We start from the raw sequence: 17315 nt of genomic DNA, 5'->3' as shown, positions 1-17315 counted from the left end.
GAACCCCGGGGGCAGTCAGCCGCTCCAGCGAGGACGTAGGATCGGGGCAGCCCAGGTTACCGGGGAGTAAACATGAGTGACGCGGTCATCGTCGGCGCGGTGCGCACCCCGGTCGGACGGCGGCGGGGCAGCCTCGCCGACGTCCACCCGGTAGATCTCTCGGCGCACGTGCTGCGCGCCCTCGCCGAGCGCACCGGGATCGACCCGGAGCAGGTCGACGACGTCTTCTGGGGCTGCGTGTCCCAGGTCGGCGAGCAATCGTGGAACATCGCCCGCAACGGCGTGCTCGCCGCCGGCTGGCCCGAGACGGTGCCCGGCACGACCCTGGACCGGCAGTGCGGCTCCAGTCAGCAGGCCCTGCACTTCGCCGCCGCGACTGTGCTCTCCGGCCAGGCCGACCTGGTGGTGGCCGGTGGTGTCGAGTCGATGACCCGGGTGCCGATGGGCTCCAGCGTGGCCGGCGGGATGCCGTTCAGCGACCAGTTGCGCGCCCGCTACCGGGGCGTCGAGGGCTTCGCCGACGACGCGCCGCTGCCGTTCAACCAGGGGGTCGGGGCCGAGCTGATCGCCCAGCGGTGGCGCCTCTCGCGCACCCAACTGGACGAGTTCGCGTTGGCCAGCCACGAGAAGGCCGCCGCCGCACAGGACGCCGGGGCGTTCGATCCGGAGCTGACTCCGGTGCCGCTGGGCGACGGGGGCAAGTTCGCCGCCGACGAGGGCATCCGCCGGGAGACCTCCTTGGAGAAGCTGGGCGAGTTGGCCACCCCGTTCCGCGCCGACGGGGTGGTGACCGCCGGGTCCGCGTCCCAGATCTCCGACGGCGCGGCGGCGCTCGCCGTGACCACCTCCGACTGGGCCAGCCGGCACGGCCTGCGCCCGCTTGCCCGGATCCACACCGCCGTGGTCGCCGCCGACGACCCGGTCACCATGCTCACCGCGCCCATCCCAGCCACCGCGAAGGCGCTGCGCCGCGCGGGGCTGGGCATCGAGGAGATCGGGGTGTACGAGGTGAACGAGGCGTTCGCCCCGGTCCCGCTGGCGTGGCTGGCGGAGACCGAGGCCGACCCGGAGCGGCTCAACCCGCGCGGCGGGGCGATCGCCCTCGGTCACCCGCTCGGTGGCTCCGGCGCCCGGATCATGACCACCATGCTCCAGCACATGCGGGACAACGGGATCCGCTACGGCCTGCAGACCATGTGCGAGGGCGGCGGCATGGCCAACGCCACGATCGTCGAGCTGATCTGAGGACACCTCCGCCTACACGTCCGGGCGATGCTCACCTTCGCGGGCGCCCGGCTGCTGGTGGGGGCGCGAGCCGGCCGTTGGGCATGTGCACGACCCGGAGGAACGCGGGTAGCCGCCACGGCCTCGGCCCGCCGATGACGACGTCGCGCCGCAGCACCGCCTGCGCGATGCTGATCCGGCCGAACATCATCAGGTTGAACCGGGCGGGGCGGAACGTCACGCTCGCGTCGAACGGGGCGTCGGGTGGCGCGATCCACACCCGGCGGTCGCCCAGGGTCAGCGTCGTCGTCGTCGCGTACCGCGAGCGGAACTGCACCGACACGGGGTGCCGGGGCATCGGCAGCTCGGTGTTGAGCAGCACCCCGTACGTGTCGCGCATCATGTCGAACATGAACAGGTCCCAGTAGAGCGCGGCGTGCTCGTCCGGCATCGGCCACGGCCGGCGGAGCGCCCGCGCGATGTCCCAGCCGTGCACGAGCAGTTCGTTTGTCAGATGGGCGAACAGGCCGCCGACCGTCACCCGCGCGTTGCCCAGCCAACTCACCGTCGAGTGCGGATCAGCCGACGTGGTCAGGAGGCGGCTGACCACGGCGTTCAGCTGCGTCAGCAGCACCTCCGGGTCGCGCTCGTCGAAGTGGGCGAGCACGTGGGCGTTGACGTCGGCCACCGTGTCCACGTTCGTGATGGCCAGCATGTTCTCCAGCCCTGGCACGCGGATGGGGACCTCGGTGCCCTCCAGTCTCGACTCGTACAGCACCGCGATCGACACCACGTGCGCGAGGGTGTCGGCCACGGTCCAGTCGGCCGTCGCCATGACGGTGGGCGAGGGTGCTGCGGCCACCAGGTCGGTGAACCTGTCGGTCGCCGTCCGCAGTGCCGTGTTGGCCACACTCCATCGGTCCGGATCTGCCACGCCAGTCATCCCCATAGCATCGATCGCCCACCATGCCGGGGACATCTTCGGACGTGCCGTGTGCTCCGACGGTGGCAGATCCGGATCGGTGTCAGTGGTTGTAGAACATGGTGGGGAACCAGCCGAAGCCGAAGATCGAGGGCACCCGGACGTCCCAGTACACGACTGTGAAGACGCCCAGCGCGATGAGCAGCGCGCCGCTGAGGACCATGCTGCGTCGTACGTCGGCGGCGAGCCAGCTGATGAACCGGCCACGGGTGACCATGATCAGCAGGGCGAACAGCGCGGTGACCACGACGATGTTGCCGAGGGACTGCAGCACGAACGCGGCCGAACCGTACAGCGGGTTGCCGCTGTCGACCGCCCAGTGGAACAGCTTGTTGAACAATGGGTACGGCCGGCCGATGAGGAAGCCGCCGATGAGCGCGCCGAGGGTGATCACCCGTGCGACCGGCCGGTCGGCGAACACGTCCGGCACCGCCCGGATCGCGGCCAGCCCGAGGTAGATGAGGGCCAGTCCGATGACGCCGAACACCACCGACGACTGGATGATGCGTACCGGCACCCCACCGGCGGTGTCGGTGGACAGCTGGGGGAGCCGGTCACCCAGCAGGACTCCGACGAACCCGTACACCGCGGCGACGGCGACCATGCCCAGGGTGAGGTAGCCGACCGGCCGTAGCAGCAGCCGGAGCCGGTCACCGGTGCCAGAGCTTGCCGCGCCGAGCGGCCCGATGGACGCGAGCATCGCGATGTTGCACGCGGTGAACGTGCCGGCGAGACCGGACACGAACGCGAACACCAGCCCGGCGGCGGTACCGGAGATCGCCGTCGCCTTCGCGTCGTGACCGAGGAGTCCGCTGGCGACGCTGTCACCGATGACCGAGTCGACGAACTCGTAGGACCAGAGCACCGCCAGCAGGACTCCGGCCGCCACGCTGAAAGCGATGATGACGCCGTTGCGTTGGGGGCGCTCGACCGAGGGGCGCACGAAGTCTCGGGTGGCTGTGGTTGGCGTTCCCGTCATAGCTCTACTCCCCGGGCCGATTCGAGCATGGTGACTTTGCGCAGCGATGATGTCGCTCAGAGCTTTCTTGGCGCATCTCGCAGATTGCGCAGTCGGCGGATGTCGCGGCCTCCGGTGGGACGCCGTGCCGTGCCGGCGCCGGAAAAGTGGTCCCCAACTCCCGGACGGCGGCCTAGGGTGCCCAGCGTGACGACGATCGAGCGTGCCCCGGACTGGTCCGGAGAGCAGTGGCGGACACAGGCCCGGTCCTGGGTCGACGAGCAGTTGACCCGCGCGGGTCGGCGGGTGACCGGGCCGGTGGAGCCGCGGGTCCGTCCGTGGTCGCTGGTGTGGCGGGTGCCCACCGACGGTGGTCCGGTCTGGTTCAAGGCCAACAATCCGGGCACGGCGCACGAGGCCGCCCTGATCGCGACGCTGGCCCGGCTCACGCCGGAACGGGTGCTCACCCCGATCGCGGTGGACCCGGAGCGGGGCTGGTCGTTGCTGCCCGACGGCGGCGAGTCACTGCGTGGCCTGCTGGGCCGCGACCCGGACCTGACGCACTGGGAGCGGGCGCTGCCCGGGTACGCCGCCCTCCAACTGGCCACCGCGGCGCAGGCCGACGAGTTGGTCGCCTCCGGCGTACCGGACCATCGGCCCGAGGTGCTCGCCGACCTGTTCGTCGAGCTGCTCGACGACCGCGCGTCGCTGCTGCTCGGTACGGAGGAGGGGCTCGACCCCGAGATGTACGACCGGCTGCGGGCGGAGGTGCCGTCGTACGCCGAGCGGTGCCGTCGGCTCGCCGAGTTCGGCATCCCGGCCACGGTCCAGCACGACGACCTGCACGACGACAATGTCTTCGCCGGCCCGGACGGGTACCGCTACTTCGACTGGGGGGACGCCTCGGTGGCGCACCCGTTCGGCACGCTGCTGGTGACCCTGCGTTCCATCCGATACAACGACGAGTTGGCGGTCGACGACGCCGGGCTGGCCCGGTTGCGGGACGCCTACCTGGAGGCGTGGACCGACCGGTACGACCGGCGGACTCTCCTGGAGGCCGCCGACCTGGCGATCACCCTGGGGCCGGTGAGCCGGTCGCTCTCCTGGCGTCGAGCCCTGGACACCACCGAGGAGTCACGGTCCGAGTACGCCGCCGCGGTCCCCGGTTGGCTGCCGGAGCTGTTCGCCGCCAGCCCGATTCGGCCCAACTCCTGACCATGATCCGTCCGAGTCGGAAGTCGGACAGGCAGTGCGACGCGCGGCGTGGAACTTCCAAAAAAACGGCGTGACCCACGTCACCCCGCTGGTGGCGTCGTTGGGCAGGTCATGGACGTCTTCTCCCGAACGTTCCTTCCGGCCGCCGCCGAGGCTGGCCTGGCCGTGCAGACGGTGAGCCGGCACATGCCGGTCTTCCGACGCTGCGTCGGCTCCGGTGACGCCACCATCCTGGTCACCCGTTGCAGCCGCCCCGACCGCCCGGTCACCGGCGACTACCTCCTACTGCTCACGCACCGTCGGCTGGTGGTGACCCAGCAGACCCGTCTCCTGCACCGGCTGCGCCTGCACCTCAACACCGAGCTGCGCGAGCTGAGCAACGTGACCTGGAGCCCGGACCCCCGACTGCACTCGGTCGAGATGGCGGCCACCGCGATCGACGGGATCCGTGAGCGGTTCCTGATCCGCACCAGCCACCCCAAGCAGGTCTGGCAGCTCGACGCGCTGCTCAACCAGGCGTTCCGGACCCGCCTGCGCCCGCCCGGCGCGCGGGTCGTCGCCAGCATCGGTGACGCCCCGGCCGGCGCGCGGCCCGGCATGTTCGCTCCATCCTGGTGAGCTGACACCCGACCTTCGCGACGCCTTTACCGAACTCGAACATGCGCCGATCGCGCCGAGCCTCGCCGTCGGCAATCATGGGCCGGTGACCGTCGAACCGCCGCACCGCGGGCTCGTCCTCGTGGTCGAGGACGAGCCGGCCATCGCCGACCTGGTCCGGCTCTACCTCGCCCGGGACGGATTCGGCGTCCACCTGGAACGCGACGGCGAGGCCGGTCTGCACGCGGCTCGCCGGTTGCGCCCGGTGGCCTGCGTCCTGGACATCGCGCTGCCGGGCCTGCCCGGCACCGAGATCTGCCGCCGGCTACGCGAGGCCGGCGACTGGACTCCGGTCATCTTCCTCACCGCCCGCGACGACGAGGTGGACCGGATCGTCGGCCTGGAGTTGGGCGCCGACGACTACGTCACCAAGCCGTTCAGCCCCCGGGAGCTGGTCGCCCGGGTGCGCGCGGTGCTGCGGCGTTCCGCCGGTGGCCCGGAGGGCGCGGACCGGCCGCGGGTCGTTGGCCCGGTGACGCTCGACCCGGCCCGGCGCACGGTCACCGCCGCGGGCGCGCCGGTGCAGCTCACCTCCACCGAGTTCGACCTGCTGGCGCACCTGATGGCCCGGCCCGGTCGGGTCTTCACCCGGGAGGAGCTGCTGGCCGGGGTCTGGGGTTACGCGGCGCACGCGGGCACCCGCACGGTCGACGTGCACGTCGCCCAGGTGCGGGCGAAGCTCGGCCCGGCCAGCGTCATCAAGACCCACCGTGGCGTCGGGTACGCGGTCGATGCCTGACCACTCCGGGCGCGTCGGGTCGCCGACCATGACCCTGCCGGTGGTCGGCGCCGGCCCGCCCGCCGCACCTCGGCGAGGCCGACTCGGCCGTACGCTGACCGCCCGCGCGGTGCTCGTCACCTGCGCGGTGGCGCTGGTGTCGGTGCTGGTCACCGCAATCGTCGCGGTGCCGTTGGCGATCCGTGGCGCGGAGCGACGCGATCAGGACGCGCTCGCCGCCCAGGCCCGGCTCGCGGCCGAGGTGCTGCGGACCCGCCTGGACCGGGGTCGCAGCGCCGACGAGGAGCGGCTCATCCAGCAGCTCCGCAACCAGGGCATCGGCGCGTACCTGATCCGGCGCGGGACGGTCGACCGGCCGGGGCTGCCACCCAGGGTGGTGCAGCGGATCGAACAGGGCCGCAACGTGTCGGTGCGGCGCATCGTCAACGGGGAGCGTGCCCTGGTCGAGGGCCGGGCGCTACCCAACGGCAACGGGGTGGTGCTCTCCCGTGCGGCGTCACCCGGGCTGTGGGCGCAGGTGCTGCTGAGCCTCTGGTTGCCGCTGCTGGCCGGGTTGGCCGCCGGTGTGGTGGCCGGGCTGCTGCTGGCCCGCCGGTTGGCTCGGCCGATCCGGGTGGCGGCCACCGCCGCCGCCCGGCTACGCGCCGGCGACCGCGCTGTGCGGATACCTGTCGAGTCACCGGACGAGGTCGCCGACCTGGCCGAGGCGTTGAACGGTCTGGCCGGCGCACTGGCCACCAGCGAGGGCCGGCAGCGGGAGTTCCTGCTCTCCGTCTCGCACGAGTTGCGCACCCCGCTGACCGCGATCCGGGGGTACGCCGAGGCGCTCGCCGACGGGGTGCTCGGCGCGGACGACACGGTGGTCACCGGTCGGACCATGCTGACCGAGGCCCAACACCTGGACCGGCTGATCGGGGACCTGTTGGCGCTGGCCCGGTTGGAGGCCGCCGACTTCCCGCTGGAACCGGTGCCGGTGGACCTGACCGAACTGGCCGTGCACGCGGAGCCGACCTGGGCCGGTCGGTGTGCGGCGGTGGGCGTGCCGTTCCGGTTGGAGACGCCCGGTCGGCCGGTGCCCGCGTACACCGATCCGGGGCGGATCCGACAGGTGCTGGACGGGTTGTTGGAGAACGCCCTGCGGGTCGTACCCCCGGGGTCGCCGGTGGTGCTCGCGGTCCGGCCGGCCGGCGCGGACCCGGCCTCCGGCGGTGAGCTGGAGGTCCGGGACGGCGGACCCGGCTTCACCGACGACGACCTGGCGGTGGCGTTCGAACGCGGTGCGCTGCACGAGCGGTACCGGGGGGTGCGCAAGGTGGGCAGCGGGCTGGGGTTGGCGCTGGCCGCCGGCCTGGTCCGTCGGCTGGGCGGGGAGATCGCCGCGGGACACGCGCCGGAGGGCGGCGCGGCCTTCACGGTCCGGCTGCCCGGTGATCCTTACCTGACTCGAACGTCGGCCTGACGCTCCGCTCGTCCTTGGCCGGAATGCTGAGGACTCCACGGACGAGAGGGAACGTCATGCCACGTTGGGGATTCGCCACCGGCACCACGGCACTGCTCGCGGCGGTCGCGCTCGGGGTCACCGGCTGCGGTGCGGCCGAGGTGGCCAGCCAGCCCGCCCGGGACGCCGCCGTCGACGTCGCCGCCGCCCTGGGGGTGGAGGGTCAGGCGCTGACCGCGATGGGCTTCGACCCCGACGAGTTGGACGTGCGGACCGTCGCCGCGCCGGCCACCCCGACGCCGGGTGCCTCCCCCACCGCCAAGGACAAGGCCCGGGAGAAGCGCGGTGAGGAGTGGCGCAAGCGCCGCCAGGCCCGCGTGCTGCTGCGCAAGAACACGCTGCACGGTGAGGCGGTGGTGAAGGTGAAGGACGGCGGTACGCAGACCGTCGCCGTCCAGCGCGGCGAGGTGACCGCGATCGACGGCGACTCGATGACCGTCAAGTCCACCGACGGCTTCACCCTGACCTGGAGCTTCGGCGACGATCTGCGGGTCGTCGAGCGCCGCGCCACCGTGCAGCCGAGCGAGGTGAAGGTCGGCGCGACGGTCGGTGTCGCCGGCGCCAGGGACGGCGACAGGGGAGTGGCCCGGCTGATCCTCATCCCCGGCGCCAAGTGAGCGGAAGGGGCCTCACTCGAGGCCCCTTCCCTCAGTAGACGCGGGAGCCGATGAAGTCGTCGTGACCGTAGCCGACCGGGTTGGCGGCGGTACGGGCCTCGAACGACCACTGCTGTCGGGTGCTGCTGGAACAACTCGCCAACCGCAGGCGGGAACTGCCCAGCAACGGGTTGTCGAACGCCACGCAGAGGTTGCTCGCCGCCGCCGGCCGGAGCTGGTTGCCGACGAAGACGAACTGCTGGGCGCCCGTGCCGTTGCAGTCGTAGATGTTGACCGCCGTGCCCGAGGTCATCGAGCTGTTCGAGACGTCCAGGCAGCGGTCGTGGGACAGCTCCGAGTGCAGTGACCGTCGGGTCGAGTCGTACCAGAAGCCCTGGTTACGCCCACCGTGACAGGCGTGCGGCTGCTGCACGGTGCCGTTGCGGGAGTCGTAGCCCCTGCCGTCGACGCAGGTGCCGGTGGCCAGGTTGCGCAGTTGCCTGAACTCCAGCAGCCCGGGGTAGAGCACGCCGCCGCCGGTGCTGGCCGGGTCGACACAGCTCGCCCGCTCCTGGCCGGAGTTCCAGAACTGGGTGATGCACTGGGCGAACATGCCGTGCCCCCGGGCGTTGGGGTGGAACGACTGCCGGGCGGCGTTCTCGTTCCAGATCCCGACCTCGATGAAGAGGCCGCGGACCGAGGTGTTGTCGGTGCACACCTCGTGGCCGTGGAAGAGTCGGCTGGCGTCCAGGTAGCGGGTGCCGGTGTTCGCGGCGGCTGTCCGCAGCGCCGACTCGAACAGCGGCACGGCCTTGTTCCGGGCGAACGCCGCGTCGGCCAGGTAGAGCAGGCAGCCACCGGAGTACCAGCCGGGGAAGTTCGGGTTGTCCTCCACGTCCGGGCTACCCGGGCTCGGGTACGACATGAGCACCAGCTCGTAGTCCGAGCGCAGGTAGCCGGCGTCGGTCATGGTCTGCCGGATGTCGGTGAGCGCGTCGGTCACGGCCTGCCGGCTGCCGTCGGTGCGGATCGTCCACTGGTCGGTGTAGGTGGGGTAGCAGGCCCCCTGGAAGAGGACCCGACGGACGGCGCAGTCGGTGGCGACCGGACCGAACTGGATGGTGCCGTCGCCGTTCGCGCCGACCACCACCCAGATCAGCTTCACGTGCGTGTTGCGCGCCTTGATGCCCAGGTGGTCGCCCTGGTTCAGCTCGTTGTGCTGGGTCGGCCCGCCGGCGATGAGGTTCCACGGGGTGGCACCGGAACAGGCCAGGTTGTACTGCGCGTCCGACGGGATGCCGGTCCGGAAGACCGCCTGGTCGTACGAGCGGTCGCACCAGTTGCCGTCCTGGTGGGTGCCGGGGACGTAGTTGCCGACTCCCTCGCCGGAGATCTCGCTGTCGCCCATGGTGATCAGCGCGGTGCGACGTTGCTCGATCGGACGGATCGCGGGGCTGCCGTAGAGGGCTGTGGCTTCGGCGGCCCGGACGGCTTCGAGGTTGGCGGGGAGCGGCTGGACGGCGGGCCGGTCGGCGGCGGCGGCGGGGGTGGCTGGTCCGGCGAGCATCGGTAGGACGAGAGCGGCGACGGCGACGGCGATGGTGCTGGCCCGTCGTCGGGTCGCGCGTTCGGGCCTGGCGGGGATTGCAGGCATCGACGCACTCCTTTCGGCCCAGTCGCGGGACGTCGACTGAGTTACCAGACGGTAACGTGCGAATCAATGGATGTGAATGCGCCTCGGATCCTTGCGCGCAGGCTGCCGAACCGCCCGGATCGGACGATCCGGGCGCGCGGTCACCGGCCGGGTGGCAGCGCGTAGCCGACGTAGCCGCGGAACTCCAACCGCCAACCGGCCGGAACCAGCTTGGCGCAGGCCGGCCGACTGCCGGTGCAGACGATCGCGTCCACCGAGGTGGGATCGGCCGGCGGCCGATCGGGCAGGACCGACTGCAACGACACCAGATCCGGCGAGCGGCCGTCCGGCTGGCGCAGCACCAACCACCACGGGTACTCCCAGTTGTCGTTCTGCTCCACCAGCCCGATCCGCTGGGCACCGCTGTCGCGGACCGCCGCCGCGGCCCAACGGAACTCGTCGGCCCACTGTGGGCGGCGCAGGAACCGGGTGTCCCAGTCCGAGGTGGTGAAGACCGAGCCGGAGCCGACGAGCCGGCGCGGGAAGCCGTACGACAGGGCGAGCACCCCGGCCAGCGCGGAGGTGGCCAACACGACGGCCACCGCGAGAGTGGCCACCGAACGCCGCCGACCGCTGGCCGTGCCGGTTGCGCGGCTGGCCCGGCGGCGCAGCAGCGCGTCCAGCCACAGCCCGGCCAGTGGCACGGCGAGCACCAGCGCGTAGAGCAGCAGCCGGTTGCCCCACGGCTGCCACTTGATCATCGAGGTGTGCAGCAGGACGGTGGCCAACACCACCACCGCGTACGCGCGCAGCGGCCCGACCTGCCCGCTGTCGATCCGACGCGGCCGGGCCAGCGCGACCACCGCGCCGATCAACGCCAACGCCCCGGCGACCGGGAACGCCACCCGGTCCTCGTCCGGGTACCAGGCGGGTTCCGGGAAGCGCTCCCGGCCGAAGGTGATCGCCCGGTCCTGGGGGTCGACGCCGATCGCGTCCGCCCCGCCGATGATCGCCTTCCCGCCGAGCTGACGCAGCGGTGCCAGTGGCGTGTCGAACGCCGTGTGCCCGATCCGCAGCGCGTTGATCAGGATCGACGGTGGATCGTGGCGCTCCATCGGGATCGACTCCCGTAACCGGGGCGGACCCAGCGGATGCCCGAACTCGGCCGTCACCCGAGCCAGGAACGGGCCGACGACCACGGCCGCCACCAGCACGATCAGCACCGAACCACAGACGACGCGCGCCACCTGGGCAACCGACCGGGACGTGGCCACCTCGCCGGCCGGTGCCCGGGCGGCCAGGGCCAGCCGGAGCTGCGCCAACCCCCAGAGCACCAGCAACGGACCCACCGCGATCAGGCCGCTGGTCTTCGTCACCGCGGTCAGCCCGGCGGCCGCACCCAACCCGAGCAGGGTGCCCCAGCCGGTCCGCCGGCGCAGCCCGTCCAGCACCAGCGTCGCCGCGCAGGCCACCCATGCCGCACAGACCAGGTCGGTCTGGGTGCTCGTCGCCTGGAGCACCACCATCGGCGTGGTCGTCAGTACGAACACGGTGATCAACTGAGCCCGGCGGCCACCGCCGAGCTGCGCCGTGATCCGTGCGGCCACCAGCAGGCAGAGCACCCCGGCGGCCCACTGCACCAGGTTGTACAGGTGGTCCCCGCCGGTCAGCAGGCGTAGGTGCAGGAGCAGGTACTCGGCTCCGGGCGGGATGGTCACCTGCCGGTGGATGGCTGTCGGCCAGAAGTCCAGATCGCCCTGGGCCACCCAGTGCTCCACCTTCGGCAGGTGGTACGTCTGCGAGTCGAAGTTGTTCGGCTCGGCCAGCAGCGCGACGAGCAACTCCACCAGGACCAGGCCGCCGACCGTGCCGGCGAGCAGGCGCTCGCCCCGACCCGCCGTCCGCCAGGTGTCGACAGCCCTGGCGAGCAGGCCGCCGCGTACCCGATCGGCCTGGACCGGCCGGTGTTCGGATCCGGCCCGGCTGTCGTCGGCGATTGGCGCGGGCAGCCCCGGGCCGGTGCCGGCGGACACCGCCGCGCCGACCGGTACCGGCCGGAGCGCCGTGGCGGGCTGGTGCGCGGGGATGGCGTCCCGGCGCCGACGCCGCCACGCCGCCGTCGCGCAGGCGAGCAGGAAGAGCAGCCAGGCGGCGACGAACGCCGGTCGGGTCAGCGCGTGGGCCGCGCCGAACACCTCGACGACAAGCACCGCGTACGCCCCGCTGACCAGGGCGGCGCGCACCACCGCGAGCCGCAGCGGCGCCAGCCCGGCGGACCTGCGCGGCCTCGTCGCGACACTGAGCAGGAGCACCGCGGCGGCGGGCACCACCGCGAGCAGGGAGCCGGCAGCCGACATGGCGGGAAGTAAACACCATCGGTCTGGGACCGCCACGTCGACTGCCCGGCGGTGGCGGCCAACGTTGTGCTGACCAGCCAGGCTAGGCTATGCCCGACGTGTCGTCGCCACCGTGGAGATTCCCGTGAAGCTCTCGATCCTGATGCCGGTCTTCAACGAGGAAGAACGCATCGCGGATGCCCTCAAGCAGGCATTGGCGGTGGACTACCCCTGCGAGATCGAGCTGGTCGTCGTGGACGACGGGAGCCGGGACGGCACCGGTGAGGTGCTCGGTCGCGCCGACGACGCACGCCTTCGGGTCATCACCCACCAGCGCAACGCCGGCAAGGGTGCCGCCATCAAGACGGCCGTCGACAGCGCGGAGGGCGACTACATGGTCATCCTCGACGCCGACCTGGAGTACGACCCGCAGGACATCCCCAAGCTGCTCGACCCGGTGCTCGACGGGCGGGCCGAGGTGGTCTACGGCAACCGCACCTTCGGCAGCCACAGCGCCTACAGCTTCTGGTACGTGATGGGCAACAAGGGCGTCACGATGGCGGCCAACGTGCTGTTCAACTCGTACATCGGTGACCTGGAGACCTGCTTCAAGCTGATGCCGGTGGCGCTCTACCGGTCGCTGGACGTGCGCTCGCGCGGCTTCGGCATGGAGGCCGAGGTGACCGGCAAGCTGCTGCGCCAGCGGATCCGGCCGTACGAGGTGCCGATCAGCTACCGGGCACGTGGCCGGGAAGAGGGCAAGAAGATCACCTGGAAGGACGGCGTCGAGGCGATCTGGATCCTCGGTCGCGAGCGCGCACGCCGCCGTCCCGCCACCTCAGCCGCGCGTTGAGCCCAGGAACGCGCTGATCGACAGCCGCAGACCGGCGGCGTCCAGGCCGTGCCACCGGGTGTGGTCGGCCGGGCTTCCGTAGCGCCGCAGGTCGGTCTGACCCACCCCGAGCGCGAGCAGCCGGTGCGGCACGTCCGCCATCGCCCGGCTGACGACCGCGCTCGACGTGCCCGCCAGGTACGGCTCGACGAGCACCACCTCGGTCCCGGCGAGCGCCCGCAGCCCTTGGGTGTCGAACGGCCGGGGCGTGTGGGTGTACGCGACGGTCACGTCCATCGCCTCGGTCGCCGCCAACGTGGCATCGAGCATCGGCCCGACGGCCACCACCAGCGGCGCGTTCGTCCCGCCCTGCCGCAGCACCCGCAACCGGTCCGCGTTCGGGTGCGCCTCGGCGTTGCGCTGCTCACTGAGCCGCAGGTAGACCGGGTCGTCACTGGCCGTGGCGTGCCGGAGCAGTGGGGCGACCTCGTCCGGGTGGCCGGGCACCCGCACCGTCCAGCCGTCGCCAAGAGAGTCGAAGAGGGCCACGTCCCCCGGTGACTGGTGGGTCCGGCCCTCGGCCGAGCCGTCGTACGACGCGCCGATGCTGACCAGGACCGCGCCCACGCCTTGGTGGTCCAGATCCAACTTGATCTGCTCGTACGCCCGGTCCACCAGGAACGTCGCGTACGAGTGCACGATCGGGCGGAGCCCGGTCAGGGCGAGCCCGCCGGCCACGCCGATCATGAGCTGCTCCCGGATGCCGACGTTGAGCACCCGATCCGGGTGCCGTCGAGCGGCCGGAGCGAACTGGCTGGCCGAGATGTCGGCCACGACGAGTGCGGTACGCGGATCCTCGTCGAGGAGCGTGTCGGTGCTGTCGATGAAGGCGGCGCGCATGGCGGTCATCCCTTGCTCTCGATGCGGGCGACCACCAGGTGTGGCCGTTGTGGGCGGTGCCCGGTCAGCGCCCGGTAGAGGGCGGTGTGGTCCCGGCCGTCGACGGTGTCGGCGGTCCAGCCGTTGACCGTGAAACGGCTGGCGATGCCACCCGACCAGCCGTGGGTTGCCGACGAGTTGTCGACCACGATCGCGGTGAGGCGATCCAGGCCGGTCGCTCCCGCGTACGCGATCGCCTCGTGGTTGGAACCCTCGTCCAGTTCGGCGTCGCCGAGCAGCACGTACACCCGGGGTGTGTGCAGCCCTTGGGCCCGCAGGCCGAGGGCGGTGCCGACGGCCAGCCCGAGGCCGTGGCCGAGCGAGCCGGAGCCGATCTCGACCCCGGGCACCAGCAGTCGGTCCGGGTGGTGGCCGAGCCGGCTGTGCGGCCCGGCCAGGTCGTCGAGCCAGGCGTCCGGGATGAAGCCGTGCGCGGCGAGCACCGCGTAGTAGGCGGCCGGCCCGTGCCCCTTGGAGAGCAGGAACCGGTCCCGATCCGGGTCGTCGACGGTGTCGGGGGTGACCCGCAGCACCCGGTCGTAGAGCACCTGGAGTACGTCGATGGTGGAGTGCGCACTGGGTGCGTGCTTCTCGTCGCCGGTCAGCCGTCGGATGAGCCCGGGGAGCCGGGACCCGGTGTCGGTGGGCAGTGTGGTGGTCATGCCACTACTGTGTGACTTGAAGTGCACTTCAACTCAAGGACCTGGTGATGCAGGATCTGCTGACGATCGGCGAGTTGTCCGCCCGCTCCGGCGTGGCGCCGTCGGCGCTGCGCTACTACGAGCGGCTCGGGCTGATCCGCGCCGACCGCACTGGCGGCAACCAGCGCCGCTACGCCCGCGCCGAGCTGCGCCGGGTCGCCTTCATCCGGATCTCCCAGCAGGTCGGCGTCTCGCTCGACGAGATCCGGGCGGCGTTGGAGTCACTCCCCGAGGCCCGCACGCCCAGCCCGCAGGACTGGGCGCGGCTCTCCGCGAGCTGGCGGGGCCGGTTGGACGAGAAGATCCGCCTGCTCACCAACCTCCGCGACGACCTGGACGGCTGCATCGGCTGTGGCTGCCTGTCCCTGCAACGCTGCACGCTCAACAACCCGGGTGACGCGCTGGCCGGCGAGGGGCCGGGCGCCCGCCTGATGCTGCCCCGACCGACGGACGACACGCTCGTCTGACCGTCGGTGCGCTCGGCGGCTGCTCGGCCCGGCCCGCCGCTCGGCGGGTGCTCGCCGCGTCATCCGCGCGTGAGCAGCACCTTGCCGAAGTGGTCGCTCGACTCGACCAGCCGGTGCGCCGTCGCCGCCTCGCTCATCGGCACCCGCCGGTCCACGATCGGTCGGACCGTGCCGGCCTCGATCAACGGCCACACCTCGTCCCGTACGCCCTGGACGATCTCCGCCTTCTCGGCAGGCGGTCGGGAGCGCAGCGACGTCGCGGCGACACTGGCCCGCTTCGCCACCAGCGCGCCGAGATCCAACTCGGCCTTGCGTCCACCCTGCATTCCGATCACCACCAGCCGGCCGCCGCTGGCCAGCGCGGAGACGTTCCGGCCCAGGTAGGACGCGCCCATGATGTCCAGGATGACGTCCGCGCCCCGACCGTCGGTCGCCTGCCGGACCTCCTCGACGAAGTCCTGCTCCCGGTAGTCGATCGTGTGGGACGCGCCCAGCTCACGCAGCCGGGAGTGCTTGGCCTCCCGGGCGGTGGTCAGGACCGTCGCGCCGAGGGCCGCCCCGAACTGGACCGCGAAGGTGCCGATTCCACTGCCCCCGCCGTGCACCAGCAGCGTGTCACCCGCGCCGAGCCGACCCACCTGGATCAGGTTCGACCAGACCGTACAGGCCACCTCCGGCAGCGCCCCGGCGTCCACCGGGTCGCAGGCCGGCACCGGCAGCAACTGCCCGGCGGGGACCGCGACCCGCTCGGCGTACCCCCCGCCGGCCAGCAGCGCGCACACCTGCTGCCCGACCGCCCACCCGGCGACCTCCGACCCGACCTCCGTGATCACCCCGGAGCATTCCAACCCGGGGTACGCGGACGCGCCCGCCGGCGGCGGGTAGTGCCCCTGCCGTTGCAGCAGGTCAGCGCGGTTGACCCCGCTGGCCCGCACATCCACGATCACCTCGTCGGGGCCCGGCTCCGGGTCGGGCACCTCGGTCCAGACCAGCGCGTCGGGTCCACCGGGCTGCGGAATGGTGATGGCTCGCATGAACCCAGTCTTCCCGATCTCCGCCGGTGTCGCAGGCGCAACCGCAAGGCCACAGTGGACGGCCCGGACGGGCTGGTCGCCGCGTTCGGGGAGGGACGCCGGGCCGTCCGGCGGGAGCCGTGGCAGACTGTGCGTGGCCGTACGCCCGCGGGTGGCGGCCCAGGAGGGTTCGCCTAGTGGCCGATGGCGCTGGTCTTGAAAACCGGTAAGGCAGCGATGTCTTCGTGGGTTCGAATCCCACACCCTCCGCCAACCCGGACGCCGAGCGTGATCCACTCGGGTTTCAGGATGTCGGGGTGTCCCATGCTCAGGGATGCCCCGACGCCACTGAACCCGAGTGGATCATCTACGTCGCGGATCGCCTGGTCCACGCAGCCCGGAATCCGTCGTCAGTGCGTTCCCGGCGCTCGCCGCGCTTGGGGAGTACAGCCAGTACAGGCAACCCGTGACGGTCAGGGTGAGCAGCGCCGCCGCCAGGGTCGGCCAGTGGACCATCCGGGTTCCGACCCCGGCGCCGACCGAGATCAGGGACTCTCCGAGAGCGATGATCACCACCAGGCCGTGCCGCTCCGCGAAGTGGCCGGGGCTACGTACCGGCCACCCGCCCAGCAGCAGGGCGAGCACACCACCGCCCATGTCGATGATGAGCGCCGCCGCCCAGAGCAGGATCTGCGCGGTGCCGCCGAATACCGCACCGAGGACGAGCGGAATCCCGGACAGCGCGGTGGTGAGGGCGTAGAGCCGAACGGTTCTGAGTCGCCGGGGGTCGTCCACCGACACCCAGTAGAAGAGGGCGAACTGGGTCGACCGCACCACGACGTACGCCAGTACCAGGATCAGCCGGGGTGTCCCTGTACCCGGGCCGGTTTCCCAGACTTCGGGGAGCACCAGCCCGATGAGGAAGACGGCTGCCATCGCCACGGCGATGCCGCCCCGGATCAGCCCGACGTCGAGCCGGACGTAGTTGCCCAGCCAGGCGTAGACCAACCAGGAGTTCCACAGCAGCACGAGGACGGGCAGTCCCTGCGCCAGGGCCACCGACGAGGGCCGCTCACTCATGAACGTGGTGACCCGGATGAGGCCAAAGACCAGCACCAGGTCGAAGAAGACCTCGAACAGCGTCGGGCGGTGTGTCTCCGACGTGACTACCGGCCGCGACCGGACGATCCACCCCATCGGGTCATCTTCACCGGTTGCCCGGTGGTGAGTCCGGCACCCGGCACCCCGGTCACTCCGGCGGGTCTGCGGCCCGTCGATCCTCGCGGATGGTCTCTTCGGCCAGTCGTTCGACCGCGCGTCGGCGTTCCCGGGCAAGTGACTGCTCGTCCGGCTTGCGGAGCGCGGTGACGACGGCGACCAGGAAGTCACGCCAGATGCTCAAGAAGTTCCCCCGTGGACGTTGCGGCGATGATCGTATCCGCGCGGGTGGTCCCGACAGTGCCCCAACCGGTCGTTGGCGGCCCTGGAACGGGGTAAGAAGGGGCTGATATCTCCGCACACCGGA

General features: G+C 71.8%; 17 protein-coding genes and 1 tRNA gene. 9 read left to right on the top strand and 9 right to left on the bottom strand.

Annotated elements, in window-relative coordinates:
- Positions 1 to 72: 72 nt before the first annotated feature.
- Positions 73 to 1245, top strand: coding sequence for an acetyl-CoA C-acyltransferase (locus AB0C25_RS28485; protein WP_357377178.1), 1173 nt, complete (start codon positions 73 to 75; stop codon positions 1243 to 1245).
- A gap of 31 nt (positions 1246 to 1276) precedes the next feature.
- Here the strand turns inward: AB0C25_RS28485 and AB0C25_RS28480 are convergent, their stop codons facing one another.
- Both AB0C25_RS28480 and AB0C25_RS28475 read right to left on the bottom strand, forming a co-directional pair.
- Complete coding sequence (locus tag AB0C25_RS28480) at positions 1277 to 2158, bottom strand: maleylpyruvate isomerase family mycothiol-dependent enzyme (RefSeq protein ID WP_357377177.1); 882 nt, start codon at positions 2156 to 2158, stop codon at positions 1277 to 1279.
- Between the two features lie 91 nt (positions 2159 to 2249).
- Entirely contained in the window at positions 2250 to 3185 is a 936-nt protein-coding gene (locus tag AB0C25_RS28475) for a hypothetical protein (protein ID WP_357377176.1), read from the bottom strand.
- 186 nt (positions 3186 to 3371) lie between these two features.
- Between AB0C25_RS28475 and AB0C25_RS28470 the strand changes: the two genes are divergently transcribed.
- From AB0C25_RS28470 to AB0C25_RS28450, 5 genes are all read left to right on the top strand, one after another.
- The gene (locus AB0C25_RS28470; RefSeq protein WP_357377175.1) at positions 3372 to 4379 is read left to right on the top strand and encodes an aminoglycoside phosphotransferase family protein; all 1008 of its coding nucleotides are present in this window, start codon (positions 3372 to 3374) and stop codon (positions 4377 to 4379) included.
- A 111-nt stretch (positions 4380 to 4490) separates the two neighbouring features.
- Complete coding sequence (locus AB0C25_RS28465) at positions 4491 to 4997, top strand: hypothetical protein (protein WP_357377174.1); 507 nt, start codon at positions 4491 to 4493, stop codon at positions 4995 to 4997.
- An 85-nt stretch (positions 4998 to 5082) separates the two neighbouring features.
- Positions 5083 to 5775 carry a response regulator transcription factor gene (locus AB0C25_RS28460; protein ID WP_357242664.1) on the top strand — a complete coding sequence of 231 codons (693 nt, stop codon included), beginning with the start codon at positions 5083 to 5085 and terminating at the stop codon, positions 5773 to 5775.
- Complete coding sequence (locus AB0C25_RS28455) at positions 5768 to 7234, top strand: HAMP domain-containing sensor histidine kinase (RefSeq protein WP_357377173.1); 1467 nt, start codon at positions 5768 to 5770, stop codon at positions 7232 to 7234. The genes AB0C25_RS28460 and AB0C25_RS28455 overlap by 8 nt, the downstream gene beginning before the upstream one ends.
- Positions 7235 to 7290: 56 nt before the next feature.
- Entirely contained in the window at positions 7291 to 7890 is a 600-nt protein-coding gene (locus tag AB0C25_RS28450) for a hypothetical protein (RefSeq protein ID WP_357377172.1), read from the top strand.
- Between the two features lie 31 nt (positions 7891 to 7921).
- Here the strand turns inward: AB0C25_RS28450 and AB0C25_RS28445 are convergent, their stop codons facing one another.
- Entirely contained in the window at positions 7922 to 9523 is a 1602-nt protein-coding gene (locus AB0C25_RS28445) for a ricin-type beta-trefoil lectin domain protein (RefSeq protein WP_357377171.1), read from the bottom strand.
- A 140-nt stretch (positions 9524 to 9663) separates the two neighbouring features.
- Positions 9664 to 11859, bottom strand: coding sequence for a glycosyltransferase family 39 protein (locus tag AB0C25_RS28440; protein ID WP_357377170.1), 2196 nt, complete (start codon positions 11857 to 11859; stop codon positions 9664 to 9666).
- A gap of 124 nt (positions 11860 to 11983) precedes the next feature.
- On the opposite strand from AB0C25_RS28440, the gene AB0C25_RS28435 reads away from it, so the two are divergent.
- On the top strand, positions 11984 to 12691 hold the full coding sequence (locus AB0C25_RS28435) for a glycosyltransferase family 2 protein (protein ID WP_357377169.1): 708 nt from the start codon (positions 11984 to 11986) through the stop codon (positions 12689 to 12691).
- Here AB0C25_RS28435 and AB0C25_RS28430 read toward each other — a convergent pair.
- Complete coding sequence (locus tag AB0C25_RS28430) at positions 12677 to 13570, bottom strand: transketolase (RefSeq protein ID WP_357377263.1); 894 nt, start codon at positions 13568 to 13570, stop codon at positions 12677 to 12679. The genes AB0C25_RS28435 and AB0C25_RS28430 overlap by 15 nt on opposite strands.
- Before the next feature lie 5 nt (positions 13571 to 13575).
- Positions 13576 to 14271, bottom strand: coding sequence for a transketolase (locus AB0C25_RS28425; RefSeq protein ID WP_357377168.1), 696 nt, complete (start codon positions 14269 to 14271; stop codon positions 13576 to 13578).
- Positions 14272 to 14318: 47 nt separating this feature from the next.
- On the opposite strand from AB0C25_RS28425, the gene soxR reads away from it, so the two are divergent.
- Positions 14319 to 14777 carry a redox-sensitive transcriptional activator SoxR gene (gene soxR / locus AB0C25_RS28420; protein WP_357242641.1) on the top strand — a complete coding sequence of 153 codons (459 nt, stop codon included), beginning with the start codon at positions 14319 to 14321 and terminating at the stop codon, positions 14775 to 14777.
- A 59-nt stretch (positions 14778 to 14836) separates the two neighbouring features.
- Here the strand turns inward: soxR and AB0C25_RS28415 are convergent, their stop codons facing one another.
- The gene (locus AB0C25_RS28415) at positions 14837 to 15811 is read right to left on the bottom strand and encodes an NAD(P)H-quinone oxidoreductase (RefSeq protein WP_357377167.1); all 975 of its coding nucleotides are present in this window, start codon (positions 15809 to 15811) and stop codon (positions 14837 to 14839) included.
- Between the two features lie 162 nt (positions 15812 to 15973).
- Between AB0C25_RS28415 and AB0C25_RS28410 the strand changes: the two genes are divergently transcribed.
- Positions 15974 to 16063: transfer RNA gene (locus AB0C25_RS28410), tRNA-Ser, on the top strand.
- 90 nt (positions 16064 to 16153) lie between these two features.
- On the opposite strand, the gene AB0C25_RS28405 is transcribed toward AB0C25_RS28410, so the two are convergent.
- Positions 16154 to 16987 (bottom strand): low temperature requirement protein A, encoded by an 834-nt coding sequence (locus AB0C25_RS28405; RefSeq protein WP_357377166.1) that lies wholly within the window; start codon positions 16985 to 16987, stop codon positions 16154 to 16156.
- A 52-nt stretch (positions 16988 to 17039) separates the two neighbouring features.
- Positions 17040 to 17192: a hypothetical protein gene (locus AB0C25_RS28400; protein ID WP_357377165.1), complete on the bottom strand. Its 153-nt coding sequence runs from the start codon at positions 17190 to 17192 to the stop codon at positions 17040 to 17042.
- Positions 17193 to 17315: the final 123 nt, after the last annotated feature.

Source organism: Micromonospora sp. NPDC048839 (assembly GCF_040649915.1).
In the GTDB taxonomy this organism is placed as follows: domain Bacteria; phylum Actinomycetota; class Actinomycetes; order Mycobacteriales; family Micromonosporaceae; genus Micromonospora.
This window is presented reverse-complemented; position numbering and strand designations above follow the sequence as displayed.